General features: G+C 67.1%; 16 protein-coding genes and 1 riboswitch. Of the genes, 12 read left to right on the top strand and 4 right to left on the bottom strand.

The annotated features are described in order from the left end of the window. Nucleotide 1 precedes the first annotated feature (1 nt). Nucleotides 2–1,447 carry a cobyric acid synthase gene (locus SR3_RS05865; RefSeq protein ID WP_068082130.1) on the bottom strand — a complete coding sequence of 482 codons (1,446 nt, stop codon included), beginning with the start codon at nucleotides 1,445–1,447 and terminating at the stop codon, nucleotides 2–4. Nucleotides 1,448–1,454: 7 nt separating this feature from the next. Continuing rightward, entirely contained in the window at nucleotides 1,455–2,090 is a 636-nt protein-coding gene (gene cobO, locus SR3_RS05860; protein ID WP_068082127.1) for a cob(I)yrinic acid a,c-diamide adenosyltransferase, read from the bottom strand. Nucleotides 2,091–2,149: 59 nt separating this feature from the next. Next, nucleotides 2,150–2,362, top strand: a riboswitch (cobalamin riboswitch). Nucleotides 2,363–2,462: 100 nt separating this feature from the next. Between cobO and SR3_RS05855 the strand changes: the two genes are divergently transcribed. The 7 genes from SR3_RS05855 to cobJ are packed head-to-tail and all read left to right on the top strand — an operon-like array spanning nucleotide 2,463 to nucleotide 10,365. Then, a complete protein-coding gene (locus SR3_RS05855; RefSeq protein ID WP_068082124.1) occupies nucleotides 2,463–2,825 on the top strand; it encodes a DUF1636 family protein in 363 nt (120 codons plus the stop codon). Between the two features lie 4 nt (nucleotides 2,826–2,829). Then, entirely contained in the window at nucleotides 2,830–3,876 is a 1,047-nt protein-coding gene (gene cobW / locus SR3_RS05850) for a cobalamin biosynthesis protein CobW (RefSeq protein ID WP_068082121.1), read from the top strand. Between the two features lie 10 nt (nucleotides 3,877–3,886). Then, nucleotides 3,887–7,123, top strand: a complete 3,237-nt coding sequence (gene cobN / locus SR3_RS05845) for a cobaltochelatase subunit CobN (protein ID WP_068082118.1) — start codon at nucleotides 3,887–3,889, stop codon at nucleotides 7,121–7,123. Continuing rightward, nucleotides 7,120–8,265 (top strand): precorrin-3B synthase, encoded by a 1,146-nt coding sequence (cobG, locus tag SR3_RS05840; protein ID WP_068082115.1) that lies wholly within the window; start codon nucleotides 7,120–7,122, stop codon nucleotides 8,263–8,265. Before cobN ends, cobG begins: the two co-directional genes overlap by 4 nt. Next, nucleotides 8,265–8,894 (top strand): precorrin-8X methylmutase, encoded by a 630-nt coding sequence (locus SR3_RS05835; RefSeq protein ID WP_068082111.1) that lies wholly within the window; start codon nucleotides 8,265–8,267, stop codon nucleotides 8,892–8,894. The genes cobG and SR3_RS05835 overlap by 1 nt, the downstream gene beginning before the upstream one ends. Next, the gene (locus SR3_RS05830) at nucleotides 8,891–9,625 is read left to right on the top strand and encodes a precorrin-2 C(20)-methyltransferase (RefSeq protein WP_068082108.1); all 735 of its coding nucleotides are present in this window, start codon (nucleotides 8,891–8,893) and stop codon (nucleotides 9,623–9,625) included. The genes SR3_RS05835 and SR3_RS05830 overlap by 4 nt, the downstream gene beginning before the upstream one ends. Next, nucleotides 9,622–10,365 (top strand): precorrin-3B C(17)-methyltransferase, encoded by a 744-nt coding sequence (gene cobJ, locus SR3_RS05825; protein WP_068082104.1) that lies wholly within the window; start codon nucleotides 9,622–9,624, stop codon nucleotides 10,363–10,365. The genes SR3_RS05830 and cobJ overlap by 4 nt, the downstream gene beginning before the upstream one ends. On the opposite strand, the gene SR3_RS05820 is transcribed toward cobJ, so the two are convergent. Then, entirely contained in the window at nucleotides 10,332–11,111 is a 780-nt protein-coding gene (locus SR3_RS05820) for a cobalt-precorrin-6A reductase (RefSeq protein WP_068082295.1), read from the bottom strand. The genes cobJ and SR3_RS05820 overlap by 34 nt on opposite strands. Here SR3_RS05820 and SR3_RS05815 point away from each other — a divergent pair. Genes SR3_RS05815 through cobF form a run of 5 tightly spaced genes read left to right on the top strand, consistent with a single transcriptional unit; the run spans nucleotide 11,068 to nucleotide 15,527 of the window. Beyond that, complete coding sequence (locus tag SR3_RS05815; protein WP_068082292.1) at nucleotides 11,068–12,270, top strand: bifunctional cobalt-precorrin-7 (C(5))-methyltransferase/cobalt-precorrin-6B (C(15))-methyltransferase; 1,203 nt, start codon at nucleotides 11,068–11,070, stop codon at nucleotides 12,268–12,270. The two genes, SR3_RS05820 and SR3_RS05815, sit on opposite strands and share 44 nt — an antisense overlap. Next, entirely contained in the window at nucleotides 12,267–12,665 is a 399-nt protein-coding gene (locus SR3_RS05810; protein WP_157098652.1) for a cobalamin biosynthesis protein, read from the top strand. The genes SR3_RS05815 and SR3_RS05810 overlap by 4 nt, the downstream gene beginning before the upstream one ends. Continuing rightward, on the top strand, nucleotides 12,662–13,444 hold the full coding sequence (gene cobM, locus SR3_RS05805; protein ID WP_068082097.1) for a precorrin-4 C(11)-methyltransferase: 783 nt from the start codon (nucleotides 12,662–12,664) through the stop codon (nucleotides 13,442–13,444). The genes SR3_RS05810 and cobM overlap by 4 nt, the downstream gene beginning before the upstream one ends. After that, nucleotides 13,441–14,751, top strand: a complete 1,311-nt coding sequence (locus tag SR3_RS05800) for a cobyrinate a,c-diamide synthase (protein WP_068082090.1) — start codon at nucleotides 13,441–13,443, stop codon at nucleotides 14,749–14,751. The genes cobM and SR3_RS05800 overlap by 4 nt, the downstream gene beginning before the upstream one ends. Beyond that, complete coding sequence (gene cobF, locus SR3_RS05795; protein WP_068082087.1) at nucleotides 14,748–15,527, top strand: precorrin-6A synthase (deacetylating); 780 nt, start codon at nucleotides 14,748–14,750, stop codon at nucleotides 15,525–15,527. Before SR3_RS05800 ends, cobF begins: the two co-directional genes overlap by 4 nt. Here the strand turns inward: cobF and SR3_RS05790 are convergent. Continuing rightward, nucleotides 15,485–16,561, bottom strand: coding sequence for a HoxN/HupN/NixA family nickel/cobalt transporter (locus SR3_RS05790; RefSeq protein WP_407668149.1), 1,077 nt, complete (start codon nucleotides 16,559–16,561; stop codon nucleotides 15,485–15,487). The two genes, cobF and SR3_RS05790, sit on opposite strands and share 43 nt — an antisense overlap. Between the last annotated feature and the right edge of the window lie 30 nt (nucleotides 16,562–16,591).

Here is a 16,591-nt window from a genome sequence, read left to right as displayed (position 1 = left end):
TTTATTCAGCCAGCGCCAGCAGGCCGGTCACATCGGCATGGGCTTCGAGATGATCGGCGAGGGCATCGAGGGTTGCCTCGACCGTGGCGCCATAGGCAAGGCCTGACGGCTTCGCGCCAAGGCCCGCGATAAAACCCGAGCGAAAAGCATCCTGCGCGAAAAGACCGTGCAGGTAGCTGCCCATGATGCGGCCATCTTCGGAGATCGCACCCTCGGGCCGCCCCCCGATCCGGGCGAAGGGGCGGGCGCGATCCGGGCCATCGGTGAGGCCGATATGGATTTCGTAGCCCTCGACAGGCAGGCCGCTGGCGGCGTGGATCGCCTGAACCTGCGTCAGCCGCTTGTCGCCCTGCATGGCCGTTGCAACATTCAGCAGGCCAAGGCCGGGCATCTCTCCCGCCGGTCCTTCCAGCCCTTGCGGATCGCTGATCGAGCGGCCCAGCATCTGATAGCCGCCGCAAATCCCCAGCACATGACCGCCCCGCCGCACATGCCCCGCCAGATCGACATCCCAACCCTGAGCGCGCAGAAAATCCAGATCGCCGCGCGTGCTTTTGCTGCCGGGCAGGATGACCAGCCTGGTATCGCCGGGGATGGCCTCGCCGGGGCGGATCATCACCAGATCGATGTCGGGCTCTTGCGCCAGAGGATCGAGATCATCGAAATTGGCGATGCGCGAGAGCGCCAGCACCGCCACCTTCACCTGCCCTCCGGACGAGATATGCCCCAGATCAAGCGCATCCTCGGCAGGCAGCAGATGGGCCTGAGCAAACCATGGCAGCACCCCAAAACCGCGCCAGCCGGTGCGGTCCTCGATCAATCGATAGCCATCGTCGAACAGCGAGGGGTCGCCGCGAAACTTGTTGATCAGAAAGCCGCGCACCATCGCGGCATCCTCGGGCGAGAGCACCGCCTGCGTGCCGACCATCTGGGCGATCACCCCGCCCCGGTCGATATCGCTCGCAAGCACCACCGGCACATTCGCCGCACAGGCAAAGCCCATATTGGCGATATCGCCGTCGCGCAGATTGACCTCCGCCGGGCTGCCCGCGCCCTCCACGATCACCAGATCATGCGCGTCTTTCAGGCGGTGAAAACTTTCCAGCACCGGGGCCATCAGCTGCGGTTTCAGAGCGGCATACTCCCGCGCCTTCACCGTGGCGATGCGCCGCCCCTGCACCACCACCTGACTGCCGACATCGGTTTCGGGCTTCAAAAGCACCGGGTTCATATCGGTATGCGCCGCCAGACCGCAGGCCAGCGCCTGCAAGGCCTGAGCCCGCCCGATCTCCCCGCCATCAGCGGTAACAGCCGCATTGTTCGACATGTTCTGCGGCTTGAAGGGCGCGACACTCAGTCCCCGCCGACGCGCCGCCCGGCAAAGCCCCGCCACCAGCAGCGATTTGCCGACATTAGAACCCGTCCCCTGGATCATCAACGCGGGCATAAAGGGTCTAGAACTCCACCCCGGCCTGCGCCTTGATGCCGCCGCGGAAGGGATGCTTCATCAGCGTCATCTCGGTGACGAGATCGGCCTGCTCGATCAGCTCGGGCGCAGCGTTGCGGCCCGTCAGCACCACATGGGTCATCTCGGGCTTTTCCTCGCGCAGGAAGGTCAGCACCTCCTCCAGCGGGAGGTATTCATAGCGCAGGGCGATGTTGATTTCGTCCAGAAGCACCATGCGGATTTCCGGGTTACGGATCAGTTCCTTGGCCTTGTCCCAGCCCTTGCGCGCCGCCGCGATATCGCGGGCCTTGTCCTGCGTTTCCCAGGTAAAACCCTCGCCCATGGCGTGAAACTGGCAGAGATCGGGGAAATTTTGCTCGATCAACCGCCGCTCACCGGTGTCCCAGGCGCCCTTGATAAACTGCACCACGGCGCTCGGCATACCATGGGCGATGCAGCGCAGGATCATCCCGAAGCCGGAGGACGACTTGCCCTTGCCCGTGCCGGTATGAACGATCACCAAACCCTTTTCGCCCTGTTTGCTCGCCATGATCTTGTCGCGAGAAGCCTTTTTCTTGGCCATCTTGGCGTTGTGGCGGTCAAAGTCGGCATCTGGGGTTTTCGTCGGGGCTTCGGCGGTCATGCTACTCTCCTGATCGCGGCATTCCTTGACAGCCCCGCCGCAATCCCGCAATCCCCGCCACGTTGGTTCCTTACGGCGGCGCTTGTCTGCCAAGAGGCGAAGAGGGAATGTGACAGGGCTTGCCAAAGCCTCAAACACAGCCGCCCCCGCGACCGTCAACGGATGAGGCAGCTTCGATGCCACTGGCCGCAAGGCTCGGGAAGGCGAGGCTGACGCAGGGTTCACGCCCCCGATCCGCCAGCCGGGAGACCTGCCAGCAGTTGAAAACGGACAGCCGGGGTGTGCTGTGGCCGGTCGATCAGGCGCTGAACCAGGGGTTCGGTGCCCGGTGGTCTGTGCAAAGACGCCCCCGCATACGGGAATGGAAGCGTCGTGGGCCAGAATGCCGTCCTTTTTGTCTGCACCACCTGCCGCGCGGGCCAGACCTCCGTGGAGGGCCAGAGCGTGCCCGGCGCGCTGCTGGCGCTGGCCTTGAGCGCCGCCAATGCGGATGGCGCGGTCGAGGTGCGCCCCACCGAATGCCTTTCGGCCTGCACCAATGGCTGCTCCATCGCCCTGACGCGTCCCGGCAGCTGGACCTATGTCTATGGCCGCCTCTCCGACGCCGATGTGCCCGAGATCCTTGCCGGCGCCAGCGCCTATGCGCAAAGCGCCGATGGCATCGTGCCATGGCGCGAGCGCCCGATCATCTTCCGCAAGCAATCCATTGCCCGCATTCCCCCGCTGGAGCTTTAACCCCATGTCTCTGGAAAAAATTCCCGTCACCATCGTCACCGGCTTTCTGGGCTCGGGCAAGACCACGCTGATCCGCCATCTGCTGCAGAACCCGGGCGGCCGCCGCCTTGCGGTGCTGGTCAATGAATTCGGCACGGTGGGCGTCGATGGCGAGATCCTGAAGGCCTGCGCCGACGAGAATTGCCCGGAAAGCGCGATCCTCGAACTGGCCAATGGCTGCATCTGCTGCACCGTGGCCGATGATTTCATCCCGACCGTAGAAAAGCTGCTGGCCCTGCCGCAGCGCCCCGACCACATCCTGATCGAGACCTCCGGCCTCGCCCTGCCCAAGCCGTTGCTCAAAGCCTTCGACTGGCCTGCGATCCGCAGCCGCATCACTGTCGATGGCGTCATCGCGCTGGCCGATGCCGAAGCCGTGGCAGCGGGCCGTTTCGCCCCCGATGTGGCGGCGGTGGACGCCCAGCGCGCGGCGGACGACAGCCTCGACCATGAAACCCCGCTGTCGGAAGTCTTCGAGGATCAGCTGGCCTGCGCCGATATCGTGCTGCTGACCAAGGCCGATCTGGTGGACAGCGCCACGCTGGAGCAGGCCCGCGCCGTGATCGCCGCCGAGGCCCCGCGCCCGCTGCCGATGTTGCCCGTCACCGATGGCGTGATCGATCCCGCTGTGATCCTTGGCCTCAACGCCGCCGCCGAGGACGATCTGGCCGCCCGCCCCAGCCATCACGATGGCGAGGACGAGCACGAGCACGAGGATTTCGACAGCACCATCATCACCCTGCCCGAAGTCAGCGATCCCGAGGCGCTGACGCAGGCCATCCAACGCCTCTCCCGCGAGCAGGCGATCCTGCGCGTCAAGGGCTTCGTGGCGGTGCGGGGCAAGCCGATGCGTCTGCTGGTGCAAGCCGTGGGCGAGCGCGTGCGCCATCAGTATGACCAGCCCTGGGGCCAGCGCCCGCGCGTCACCCAGCTGGTGGTGATCGCCGAGCACGACCACCTCGATCCAGCTGCCGTCCGCGCCGTGCTGGACACGGTGCTGGCCCCGGCATAAGCGCCAGCCCATGCATGTCATCTTCCGCGAAAGCCGGGGGCTGGATGAGGTCGAGGTCGCCACCGATCTCGGCCAGAGCCCCGCGCCCCTGATCGTCCTGTCCTTTTCGGACAGCGATCTGGGGGCTTTCGCGGCGGGCTGGCATGCGGGGCGCGCGGAGCTGCCCGAACTGCGCCTCGCCAATCTGGCGGCGCTGAAGCATCCGCTCTCGGTCGATACCTATATCGAGCAAACCTTGTCCGGCGCCAGGGCGGTGCTGGTGCGCCTGATCGGCGGCACGGGTTACTGGTCCTATGGTCTGGCGCAGCTGAGCGATCTGGCGCGGCGTGAAAAGATCGCTCTGGCCGTGCTACCGGGCGATGGTCGGCCCGACCCGGCGCTGGATGCGGCCTCAACCCTGCCTGTCCCTGTGTTGCGGCGCCTGTCCGATCTGTGCGAGACAGGCGGGGCCATCGCCGCGCAAAAAGCGCTGACCGAGCTGGCCCGCGCCGCTGGCCTGCCCGCCCCGGAGATCAAGGGCGCTGCCGAAATTCCATCCTGCGGCTGGTATCGCCCCGGCGCCGGCGTGATGGCGCCGCCGCCGCCCGGTGAGACGCCGCTGGTGGTGGTCAGCTTCTACCGCGCCTATCTGACCAGCGGCGACACCGGCCCCATCGACGCCCTGATCGAGGCCCTGATCCGCCGGGGCTTTCGCGCCATAGGCCTCTTTGCGCCATCCCTGAAAGCCCCCGGCGCAGCGGCATGGATCGCCGCCGCGCTGGAACGTCACGCCCCCGCGGCCATCGTCAACGCCACGGCTTTTTCCGGGCGCGACGACAGCGGCGTGTCGCCCCTCGATGGCCCCGGCTGCCCCGTGTTCCAGATCGCGCTGTCCACCGCCGATGAAGCGGCATGGGCTCAGGCCGAACGCGGGCTTTCTCCCGCCGATCTGGCGATGCATGTCGTGCTGCCGGAAGTGGATGGACGGCTGCTGGCCGGTGTCGCCAGCTTCAAGACCGCCGGGGTGATCGATCCCGATCTGCAATGCGCCCGCACCCTGCACCGCCCTCACCCCGAGCGGATCGAAGCCATCGCCGGCAAGGTGCAGGCATGGCACAGGCTGGCCATCACACCCGCCAGTGATCGGCAGCTGGCGCTGATCCTCTCGACTTATCCGGGGCGGGCCGATCAGATGGCGCATGCTGTTGGCCTCGATGCGCTGGCCAGCGCGGAAGCTATTCTGGAGAGTTTGGGCGAAGCCGGATATGGCGTTGCACCAGCCCGGGCGCTGGCCCCCGCTTTGCAGGCGGAAAGGCTGACATGGCCGCTGAGTGATTACCAGGCCGCGCTGAAAACTTTGCCAGCCACACTGCGCGCCGATCTGGCGCAGGCGTGGGGCCCGCCGGACAGCGATCCCGCCTTGATCGATGGCGCCTTTAACTTCACCGCCATCCGATCCGGCAAGACCCTTGTCGCCCTGCAACCCGAGCGCGGCGATCCCACGCAGCGTGACGATGATTACCACGATGTCTCGCGCATCCCGCGCCACGCCTATGTCGCTTTCTATCTCTGGCTGCGTGCGCAGGGCATCGATGCGTTGGTCCATATCGGCGCGCATGGCACGCTGGAGTGGCTTCCCGGCAAGGCCGTCGCCCTCTCGGAAAGCTGCTGGCCCGAAGCGCTGATCGGCCCGCTGCCGGTGATCTATCCCTTCATCGTCAACGATCCGGGCGAGGCGGCGCAGGCCAAACGCCGCATCGGCGCGCTGACCTTGGGCCATATCCCTCCCCCCATGGCCGCCAGCGCCGTGCCCGAGAGCCTGCTGCGCCTCGAGCGCCTGCTGGACGAATATTCCACCGCCGAGGGCCTCGATCCCTCCCGGCGCGATCGCCTGATCGCCCAGATTCGCGACGAGGCCGAAGCCACCGGCGTCACCAGCGATCTGGGCCTTGCGCAAAACGCCAGCGCCGCCGAGGCCATGGTCCGCATCGACCGCTTCGTCTGCGACATCAAGGAAAGCCAGTTCGGCGACGGGCTGCATATCTATGGCAAGGCTCCGGGCGAAAACGCAGGCCTGCTGACGGCTCTTGCGGGGCAACGCGTGACCTCGGGCCCTTCCGGATCGCCCCTGCGCGGGCGCGGCGATGTGCTGCCCACCGGGCGCAACCTCTACAGCGTCGATCCGCGCGCGGTGCCCAGCCGCATGGCCCATGCCCAGGGCGTCAAGCTGGCCGAGGAACTGCTGCGCCGCCACCTGCAAGACCATGGCGACTGGCCCAAAGGCCTCGTCATCGACCTGTGGGGATCGGCCACCATGCGCACGGCAGGCGAGGAATTCGCCATGGCGCTGCATCTGGCGGGCCTCGCCCCACGCTGGGATGTGGACAGCGAGCGCGTCAGCGGCTTCGAAATCCTCCCGCCCGCCCTGCTGGGCCGCCCGCGCATCGATGTCACCCTGCGCGTCTCCGGCCTGTTCCGTGATGTGTTTCCGGGGCTGGCGCAACTCTTCGAAGCCGCCGCCTCAGCTTTGGCCGAGCGCGATCATGAGGGGCTGGAGGAGAACCCCTACCTCACCGCCACGCCCCGCGTCTTCGGCCCCAAACCCGGCCTCTATGGGCTTTCCATGGCAGACCCGGCGCAGCATCTTGGCGATCAGGCCCGCCATGCCGCCGGGGAGGCATGGCTCGCTGCCTCCGCATGGGCGCTAAATGCTCAAGGCGGCATCACCCATGACCGTGACGCTCTGGAAGCGCGTCTGGCCGGGGCCGACGCCTTCGCCCATATTCAGGACCTGCCCGAAACCGACCTGCTGCTGGCCCGCGACTACGCCGCCCATGAGGGAGGCTTCGCCGCCGCCATGGAGGCGCTGGACCGCCCCACGCCAGCCCTCTATCATCTGGACGCCACCAGACCGCAAACCCCTCACGCCCGCACGCTGGCCGAGGAAGTGGCCCGGGTGGTGCGCGCCCGCGCCGCCAATCCGCGCTGGGCGCAAGGCATGATGCGCCACGGCTTTCGCGGCGCTGCCGAGATCACCGCCACGGTGGACAATCTGGCCGCCTTCGCCCAGCTGACGCGGCAGGTGCCCGCCCACCTCTTCGACCTTTGTTTCGAAGCCACGCTGGGCCGGGAGGATGTCTCGGATTTCATGGCGCAGGCCAACCCGCAAGCGCTGGAACAGCTCAAAAACCGCTTCGCCGCTCTGGCTGAGGCCGGGCTGTGGTCCACGCGCAGCAACTCCATCGCCGCACGGCTGGAACGGCCATGAGCGCGCCGCTGATCAAAGGCTGGTGCCCGGGCGCCCTGCGCCCCATGGAAACCGGCGATGGTCTGGTGGTGCGGGTCCGCGCACATGGCGGGAGGCTGTCGCAGGATCAGGCGCGGGGGCTGGCCGATCTGGCGAAGCGCCATGGCAATGGCCTGATCGACCTTTCCGCGCGCGCCAATCTCCAACTGCGCGGGATTACCGATCACGCGGCCATCGTGGGGGGACTGGCGGAAATCGGCCTGATCGATGCCGATCAAGCCAGCGAGACCCGCCGCAACATTCTGGTCACCCCCTTCTGGCGGCAGGATGACGGCGCGCAGAAACTGGCGCGCGACCTGACCGAGGCGCTGGCCGCCAGCGATCTTCCGCTGCCGGGCAAGTTCGGCTTTGCTCTGGATACGGGTGAAAACCCCGTCCTGCGTGACAGCTCCGCCGATATCCGGATCGAGCGGGCCGGTCATGGCTATCATGTGCTGGCCGATGGCGCTTTATCGAGCGCCCCGGCAACCATGAGGAACGCTATCGCGACAGCCCTCGATCTGGCCCGCTGGTTTGTGGAGTCGGGCGGTGTTCATGACGGTCGCGGGCGGATGCGCAAGCATCTGGCGCAGGGCGCTGCGCTGCCTGCCAACTTTGCGTGCCCCCTTGAAGCGGCAACCCCTTTTTCTCCCTCGCCCGGCCTCACGCCACAGGGACGGATGGTGGCGCTGGAATTCGGCCAGATCCATGCGGAAACCCTTGCCGCTCTGGCCAATCTTGCGCCCCTGCGCCTTACCCCATGGCGGATGCTGCTGCTGGAGGGATGCGATCATCAACCCGCATTACCGGGCCTGATCATCGCGCCCGACGATCCGCTGCTGCGCGTGGTCGCCTGCACGGGCGCACCCGGTTGCTCTCAGGCGCTGGGTCCGGTGCGCGATCTGGCTCGCCAACTCGCGCCGTCTGTGCCATCGGGCGGGATGCTTCATGTGTCGGGCTGTTTGAAGGGATGTGCGCATCCGGGAGCCGCCGATATCACGCTGGTGGCGCGAGGGGAGGATTTTGCTCTGGGATATGACTGCAAGGCGCAGGACGCCAACCATTCCAGCCACCCGAAAGCCGACCTTCTCGCCAACCCCACCCTGCTGATGACCCGGACCTGATGCCTTACACCTATGAAATGGATGGCGCCGCCATCTACCGCCAGTCCTTCGCCACGATCCGCGCCGAGGCCGATCTGGCCCGCTTTACCCCCGCTCAGGAGCCGGTGGTGGTGCGGATGATCCACGCCGCCGGTCTGGTCGGACTGGAGGCGCATGTCGCCTTTTCCGGAGGCATGGCGCAGGCCGCCCGCGACGCGCTGGAGGCGGGGGCCCCGATCCTGTGCGATGCCCGCATGGTCTCCGAAGGGATCACCCGCGCCCGCCTGCCCGCCGGAAACGCAGTGATCTGCACCCTGCACGATCCCCAGGTGCCCGAACTGGCCCGCACCATGGGCAACACCCGCTCCGCCGCCGCGCTGGAGCTGTGGAGGCCGCATCTGGCGGGCAGCGTGGTGGCGATCGGCAATGCGCCGACGGCGCTGTTCCATCTGCTCAACATGCTGGAAGACCCCGCCTGCCCTCGCCCCGCCGCCATCATCGGCTGCCCGGTGGGTTTTGTCGGCGCGATGGAATCCAAGGAAGCGCTGATGGAGGCGCTGCCGTGCCCAGCCATGGTGGTGCGCGGGCGCCTCGGCGGCTCGGCGATCACCGTGGCGGCGGTCAACGCTCTGGCCAGCAGGGCGGAATGATGGGCAGGATCATCTGCGTGGGGCTGGGCCCCGGCGATCCCGATCTGATGAGCGTCAAGGCCGACAGGTTGGTGCGGGGGGCTGCCCATGTCGCCTATTTCCGCAAGGCCGGGCGCCCCGGGCAGGCAAGGCGCATCGTGTCGGGCATGCTGCGCGAGGATGCCATCGAGCATGCGATGGAATATCCTGTCACCACCGAAATCGCTTTCGACAGCGCCGATTACAATGCGATCCTCGCCAGTTTCTACGATGAATGGACCCGCCGTCTGGCCGATCTGGCTGTCAGCCATGAGGTCATTGTGCTGTGCGAGGGCGATCCCTTTTTCTACGGCTCTTTCATGCATCTGCACACAAGACTTCAGGGTCTGTGCGAGGTGGAGGTCGTCCCCGGCATCACCGGCATGACCGGCTGCTGGCATGCCACCGGAGTGCCCATCACCTGGGGTGACGATGTGCTGAGCGTGCTGATGGGCACGCTGCCCGAAGAGGATCTGGTCGGTCATATGCGCAAGGCCCATGCGCTCGCCATTATGAAGACCGGACGCAACCTGCCCAAGGTGCGCCGCGCTCTGGCCGCGGCAGGCCGGCTGGATGAGGCATGGCTGGTCGAACGCGGCACCATGCCGGGCCAGCGCGTGATCCGTCTGGCCGACACCGATCTCGACGACTGCCCCTACTTCGCCATCGTGCTGGTCCACGGTCAGGGCCGCCGACCGGAGGCGGCGGAATGACGGGATCGGTCACCGTGGTGGGTCTCGGCCCGGGCAAGGAGGCGATGGTTACCCCGGAGGTCACCAACGCCCTCGCCCGCGCCACCGATATTCTGGGCTACACGCCCTATGTGGAGCGGATCGCCCCGCGTGACGGCCTCACCCTGCACCCCAGCGACAACCGCGAGGAACTGGCCCGCGCCACTCATGCGCTGGAACTGGCGGCAGAGGGGCGGCAGGCCGTGATCGTCTCCTCGGGCGATCCAGGTGTTTTCGCCATGGCCTCGGCGCTGTTCGAGGCTTTGGAGGGCGCTCCCCGGCATCTGGGGGGGCAGATCGCCATTCTGCCAGGCATCACCGCCATGCTGGCCGCCGCCGCTGCTGCCGGGGCGCCGCTGGGCCATGATTTCTGCGCCATCAACCTGTCGGACAATCTGAAACCCTTCGCTCTGGTGGAGCATCGGTTGCGCATGGCGGCGCGCGGGGATTTCGCGATGGGCTTCTACAATCCGCGCAGCGCCAGCCGTCCGCATCAATTCGCCCGCGTGCTGGACATCCTGCGCGAGGAATGCGAGTCCGAACGCCTGATCATCTTCGCCCGCGCGGTTTCAACGCCGCAGCAGACCATCCGCACCGTCACCTTGGCCGAAGCGACGCCCGAGATGGCCGATATGCGTACGGTGGTGATCCTCGGCAACAGCGCCACCCGCCGCGTGGGCGACTGGGTTTATACGCCCCGTTCCGCGGAGCTGCCGGCATGAAGCCAGCGCATCACCTGATCCACCTCGCTGAACACCAACCGATCCGGAATGAAAGGCCGGTCGATCAGGATCACCGGCAGGCCCAACAGGCGCGCCGCCTCCAGCTTGGCACTCGCGCCGCTGCCGCCCGCATTCTTGGCGACGATATGGGTGATGGCATGCCGCCGCAGCAGCGCCAGATCGCCCCCGACGGTAAAGGGGCCACGGTCCACCACCACCGTGGCATTGGCCAGAGGCTGAGGCGCGGGGTCGACAAGGCGCAGCAGGTAATGATGCTTTTGCCCGGCGAACAGGCCCAGATTTTGCCGGCCGATGGCCAGAAACACGCATGCAGGTTCGCCGGCCAAGGCCTGTACGGCCGCTGCCAGATCGGGAACAATGCGCCAGTCATCGCCCGTCTGCGGCGCCCATGGCTGGCGTTCCAGCGCGGCGAGCGCAACATTGGCCTGAGAACAAGCGGCCACCGCATGGGCGCTCATCTGCGCGGCAAAGGGATGGGTGGCGTCCACGACATGGGTGATGCCCTGCTCGCGGATGTACTGCGCCAGTCCCTCGATCCCGCCAAAACCGCCGACACGCATCGGCAAAGGCTGGGTGATCGGGCTGGCCGTGCGCCCGGCGTAGGAGAACACCGCCTCCATGCCCTCTTCGGCCAGAGCCCGCGCCATGGCGCTGGCCTCGCTGGTGCCGCCCAGCAGCAGGATGCGTCTTGTGGCTGAGGGGGAAAAGGCATGGCTGTCGATCATCGGCATCGGCGAGGATAGGGCAGAGGGCCTGCCTCCCGCAAGCCGCAAGGCGCTGGCCGGGGCCGATCATGTGTTTGGCGCGCCGCGCCATCTGGCACTGGCCGGGTTGGCGGGCGATCCCCGTGCACAGGCGTGGCCGGTGCCCTTCTCCATCGATCCGGTGCTGGGTTTGCGGGGGCGAAGCGTGGCGATGCTGGTCTCCGGCGATCCCTTCTGGTTTGGCGGCGGCGCCAGCGTGACGCGGCATCTGGAGGCCGATGAATGGCAGGCTTATCCCGCCCCCTCCACCTTCAGCTGGGCGGCGGCCCGGCTCGGCTGGCCCCTTGAGGATACCGCCTGCCTCGGCCTGCATGCCGCGCCTTTTGAGCGGTTGGTGCCGGTGATGGGCCATGGCCAGCGGGCGATCTGCCTGCTGCGCGACGGTGCTGCGGCAGGCGCTCTGGCGGCATGGCTGACGGAGCGCGGCTTTGGCGCCAGCCGGTGCCATGTTCTGGAGGCTCTGGGCGGCCCCGAGGAACGGTGTCGCACCACCAGAGCGGGTGATTTCACCATGTCCGATATCCACGCCCCCGTGGCGATGGGCATCGCGTTTCAAGGCCCCGCCGCCCTGCCGCGCGCCAGTGGTCTGGCGGACGATCTGTTTCTTCATGACGGCCAGATCACCAAGCGCCCCGTCCGGGCTTTGGCGCTTTCGGCGCTGGCGCCCCGCACCGGGGAACTGTTGTGGGATCTGGGGGCCGGTTCGGGATCGATCAGCGTGGAATGGTGTCTGGCCGGCGGGCATGCCGTAACGGTCGAACGCAAGCCCGAGCGCGCCGCCAACATCCGCGCCAATGCGCAGGCTTTCGGCCTTGCGCATCGTCTTAGCGTGGTTGAAGCCAGCCACGCCTACCTGCCGGATGCGCCCCTGCCCGATGCGGTGTTTATCGGCGGGGGCATGGATCAGGGTCTGGTCAATCGCCTCTGGGCATGCATGGCTCCGGGCACCCGGCTGGTGGCCCATAGCGTCACGCTGGAAAGCGAGCTGCTGCTGCTGGGGCTGCAGGCAAGGTTTGGCGGCGATCTGCTGCGGATCGAACTGGCGCAGGCCGCCCCGCTGGGCTCGATGCGCGGCTGGCAGCCTGCCCGGCCCGTGGTGCAATGGAGCGTGGTGCGATGATCTCCTGCGTCGCGGGTCTGGGCTGCCGTGCCGATGCGCCGCTCGACGCCTTGCGTGAGGTGTTGGCGCAGCTGTGTCGCGACCACAGCATCGATGCGCTGGCCACCTTGGCGGAGCGGGCAGATCGCCTTGTTTTGCGCGATCTGGCGCGGGAAATCGGCCTGCCGCTGATCGCCATCGAACGCAGCGCCATCGCCGGGATCGCCACCCCCACGCAATCCTCGCGTATCCTCGCCGATTTTGCGACCGGATCGGTGGCCGAGGCCGTCGCTCTGGCCGCGCTTGACGCCCCGGCCCATATTGCGGTGACGCGCCGGATTTCCTCCGATGGATCGGCCAGCGCCGCCATCGCCCTGAAAGACCTGACGCGAGACCTTATGCGAGACCTTCCATGACCGTCCACTTCATCGGCGCCGGCCCCGGGGCGCCTGATCTGCTGACCCTGCGCGCGGCAAAGCTCATCAGCGAATGCCCGGTCTGCCTCTACGCCGGGTCGCTGGTGCCTGAAGGCGTTCTGGCGCATTGCCCCGAAGGCGCGCGGATTGTGAACACCGCGCCACTCTCGCTGGACCAGATCATGGACGAGATCGCCGCCGCCCACGCTGCGGGACAGGATGTGGCGCGGCTGCATTCGGGCGATCTTTCGGTCTGGTCTGCGATGGGCGAGCAGATGCGGCGGTTGCGCGCTCTGGGCATTCCCTATGACGTCACGCCCGGCGTGCCCGCCTTCGCCGCCGCCGCCGCCGCGCTTGAGGCCGAACTCACCCTGCCCGGCGTGGCGCAATCCCTGGTGCTGACACGCACCCAGGGCCGCGCCACGCAAATGCCCGAGGGCGAGACCCTGGCCGCCTTCGGCGCCACGGGAGCGACATTGGCGCTGCATCTCTCGATCCATCTGCTCGACAAGGTGGTGGCGGAGCTGACGCCGCATTATGGCGCGGACTGCCCCGCCGCCGTGGTCTGGCGCGCCAGCTGGCCCGATCAGCGGATCGTGCGGGCCACGCTCTCCACGCTGGAAAGCGCCGTGGACGGCAGCATGGAGCGCACCGCGCTGATCCTTGTCGGCCACGCAATCGGCAGCGAAACTTTCGCGGAAAGCCAGCTCTACGCCAAGGAATACGACCGGCGCTATCGCCCCACCGGCACCAACCCCCGCTTTCCCGAGAGCGCATGATGACACCGGGTCTGGTCATTTCCGCCCCGGCTTCGGGCGCGGGCAAGACGATGGTGACACTTGGCCTGCTGGCGGCGCTTCGTGCTGCCGGACTGGCGGTGCAGCCCTTCAAGAACGGGCCGGACTATATCGATCCGGCCTTTCATGCCGCCGCTGCCGGGAGGCCGTCCTACAATCTCGACAGCTGGGCCATGGGCGAGACGCGGTTGGCTGGGCTTGCCTCCTTTGCGCAGGGGACCGATCTGGTGCTGGCGGAAGGCTCGATGGGGTTGTTCGATGGCGTCGCCAGCGCCGGCGAACTGGGCAATGGCGCCAGTGCTGAACTCGCGGCGCGGGCAGGCTGGCCGGTGGTGCTGGTGCTGGATGTTTCCGGGCAGGCGCAATCGGCGGCGGCGGTGGCTCTGGGTTTCGCGCGGATGGCGCAGAATGTGCGTCTGGCAGGCGTGATCCTCAACAAGGTGGCCAGCCCCCGGCATGAGGCGCTGATCCGGGACGGCATGGCCCGCGCGGGGATCGAGGTGTTGGGCGCCCTGCCCCGCCGTTCCGATCTGACTCTGCCCGAGCGTCATCTGGGGCTGGTGCAGGCTGGCGAACATGAAGGTCTGGCGGAAACCTTATCGTCTCTTGGCAGCTTCGTGGCGAGCCATGTTGATCTTGACCGGCTGCGCCGTTTGGCATCGGGCGGGTTTGCCGCCGCGCGCCCCGTCGCCGTACCGCCGCCGGGGCAGCGCGTGGCGCTGGCTTGGGATGAAGCCTTTTCCTTCGTCTATCCCCATCTGCTGGAAGGCTGGCGCGCGGCAGGCGCGGACATCCTGCCTTTCTCGCCAGTGGCCGATCAGGCGCCCGATGACAGCGCCGATGCCTGCTGGCTGCCCGGCGGCTATCCTGAACTCCATGCCGGACCGCTGGCCGCAGCGGAGGGCTTTCGCGCCGGCCTGAACCATTTCGCCCGGACACGCCCGGTGCATGGCGAGTGCGGCGGCTATATGGCGATGGGGCAGGTGCTGGTGGACGCTCAGGGCAATGCGCATCGCATGGCGGGGCTGCTGGGGCTGGAGACCTCCTTCGCCAGGCGCAAGATGCATCTGGGCTATCGTCTGGCCCGGCTGGAAGCGCCGATCCCCGGCTATGATGCGGGATCACATCTGCGCGGGCATGAGTTCCATTACGCCACCATCCTCACCCAGCCCGATCAGCCGCTGGCGCATGTGGAGGACGCCAATGGCGCGGCGGTGCCGGAAACCGGGTCGCGTTGCGGGCTGGCGACGGGCAGCTTCTTCCATATGATCGCGCAGGCTTCGGCATGATCGAGCTGGTTCTGATCGGCATCGGCACGGGTGGGCTCGATCAGCTGACGCTGGCGGCGGTGAAGGCGATCAACCGCGCCGATCTGATCCTGATCCCCCGCAAGGGCGCCGACAAGGCCGATCTGGCCGATCTGCGCCGCGCCATCTGCGAGGAGGTGTTGACCAACGCCGCCACGCGGATCGCGGAATTCGACCTGCCGGTGCGCGATCCCGCCACGCCCGATTATCTGCGCCGTGTCGATGACTGGCATGATGCCATCGCCGGGGTTTGGCAGCGGACCATTGCCGATCATGTCAGCGATGGCCAGGTGGCCTTGCTGGTTTGGGGCGATCCGGCGCTTTACGACAGTTCCCTGCGTATTGCCCGGCGCCTGCCCGATGTGGCGGTCGAGGTCGTGCCGGGGCTGATGTCGATCAATGTGCTGACCGCCGCCCATGGCATCACCCTCAATGAGGTGGGCGCGCCCTTTATCGTCACCACCGGGCGCAGGCTGCGCGAGGAAGGCTGGCCTGCCGGGGTCGATACGGCGGTGGTGATGCTCGATGGTGAATGTTCGTTCCGGCATCTCGCGCCGGAAGGTGTCTCGATCTGGTGGGGCGCCTATGTCGGCATGAGCAGCCAGATCCTGCTGTCCGGCCCGCTGGCTGATGTGGGCGAACAGATCGTGGCGGCGCGGGCGGAAGCACGCGCGCGCCACGGATGGATCATGGATATCTATCTGCTGCGGCGGGGTCAGGTTTCCCTCACCACCTCCACCTCATCGAGCCGCTTGTAGCGATAGATCGCCCAGCTCAGCGCCCAGCTCAGCGCAAACAGGCCCACGATGGCGAAGCCCAGCAGGTTGAAGCTGCCCGCCAGATCGCCGAACACATCCCACAGGCCGCCCGTCAGGTGCAGATGGTCGGCGATCAGCGCCATGGTTTCGATCCCGCCGATCAGGATCGCCACCAGAGCCGCCACCAGCGTGATCGTCATATTGTAGTAGAGCTTGCGCATCGGCTTGACGAAAGCCCATTCATAGGCGCCCAGCATCATGATGCCGTCCGTGGTGTCGATCAGCGCCATGCCCGCCGCGAACAGCGCGGGAAACAGCAGCACCACGCCAAAGGACATGCCCTGCGCCGCTTGCGATGCCGAAAGGCCCAGCAGGCCGACTTCCGTGGCCGTGTCGAAGCCCAGCCCGAAGAGGAAGCCCAGCGGCGCCATATGCCAGCTTTGCGTCACCAGCCGGAACAGCGGGCGCAGCAGGCGCGCGATGAGGCCACGCCCGGCCAGCAGCATATCGAGATCCTCTTCCACATAGGCCCCGCCCGCCAGCACATGGCGATAAGACCGGTATACCGAACGCAGGATCATCAAATTCATCCCCGCGATGGTGAAGAGGAAAAAGGCCGAAACGCAGGTGGAGATAAGCCCTCCGGTGGCCTTGAAGCCCTCGATCCCGCTGGCCGCGCCTGCCATCAGCGCGATCAGCAAGGTGGCCACCAGCACCACCGCCGAATGACCGATGGCGAAGAAAAAGCCCGTGCCGACAGGGCGCTGCCCATCCTGCATCAGCTTGCGGGTGACGTTGTCGATGGCCGCGATATGGTCCGCGTCCACGGCGTGGCGCAGGCCCAGAGTGTAGGCCAGCAAAGCGGTGCCCAGCATGCCGGGCGTGTGATGCAACTCCAGCCAGCACCAGATCCAGACGCCCAGATTGGCGATCAGCAACAAGGCGTAGACCGCCCCGATCCTCCTGCGCAGCGGGGTTTGCGCAGGGGCGATGGCGGAGGCTTGCGGCCTGTCCTGAACAACAATCTCTGTCACGATACATATCCGTCGGCGCGGGCGAGACTC

The sequence above is a fragment of the Novosphingobium rosa NBRC 15208 genome (assembly GCF_001598555.1).
GTDB classification, from domain to species: Bacteria; Pseudomonadota; Alphaproteobacteria; order Sphingomonadales; family Sphingomonadaceae; genus Novosphingobium; species Novosphingobium rosa.
This window is presented reverse-complemented; position numbering and strand designations above follow the sequence as displayed.

Coding starts and splice junctions, on each gene's coding strand:
- SR3_RS05820 (WP_068082295.1), bottom strand. CDS start 11,111: ATGATCGACAGCCATGCCTTTTCCCCCTCAGCCACAAGACGCATCCTG.
- SR3_RS05835 (WP_068082111.1), top strand. CDS start 8,265: ATGCCTTACACCTATGAAATGGATGGCGCCGCCATCTACCGCCAGTCC.
- cobG (WP_068082115.1), top strand. CDS start 7,120: ATGAGCGCGCCGCTGATCAAAGGCTGGTGCCCGGGCGCCCTGCGCCCC.
- cobN (WP_068082118.1), top strand. CDS start 3,887: ATGCATGTCATCTTCCGCGAAAGCCGGGGGCTGGATGAGGTCGAGGTC.
- cobF (WP_068082087.1), top strand. CDS start 14,748: ATGATCGAGCTGGTTCTGATCGGCATCGGCACGGGTGGGCTCGATCAG.
- cobO (WP_068082127.1), bottom strand. CDS start 2,090: ATGACCGCCGAAGCCCCGACGAAAACCCCAGATGCCGACTTTGACCGC.
- cobW (WP_068082121.1), top strand. CDS start 2,830: ATGTCTCTGGAAAAAATTCCCGTCACCATCGTCACCGGCTTTCTGGGC.
- SR3_RS05800 (WP_068082090.1), top strand. CDS start 13,441: ATGATGACACCGGGTCTGGTCATTTCCGCCCCGGCTTCGGGCGCGGGC.
- cobJ (WP_068082104.1), top strand. CDS start 9,622: ATGACGGGATCGGTCACCGTGGTGGGTCTCGGCCCGGGCAAGGAGGCG.
- SR3_RS05815 (WP_068082292.1), top strand. CDS start 11,068: ATGCGTCTTGTGGCTGAGGGGGAAAAGGCATGGCTGTCGATCATCGGC.
- SR3_RS05830 (WP_068082108.1), top strand. CDS start 8,891: ATGATGGGCAGGATCATCTGCGTGGGGCTGGGCCCCGGCGATCCCGAT.
- cobM (WP_068082097.1), top strand. CDS start 12,662: ATGACCGTCCACTTCATCGGCGCCGGCCCCGGGGCGCCTGATCTGCTG.
- SR3_RS05810 (WP_157098652.1), top strand. CDS start 12,267: ATGATCTCCTGCGTCGCGGGTCTGGGCTGCCGTGCCGATGCGCCGCTC.
- SR3_RS05865 (WP_068082130.1), bottom strand. CDS start 1,447: ATGCCCGCGTTGATGATCCAGGGGACGGGTTCTAATGTCGGCAAATCG.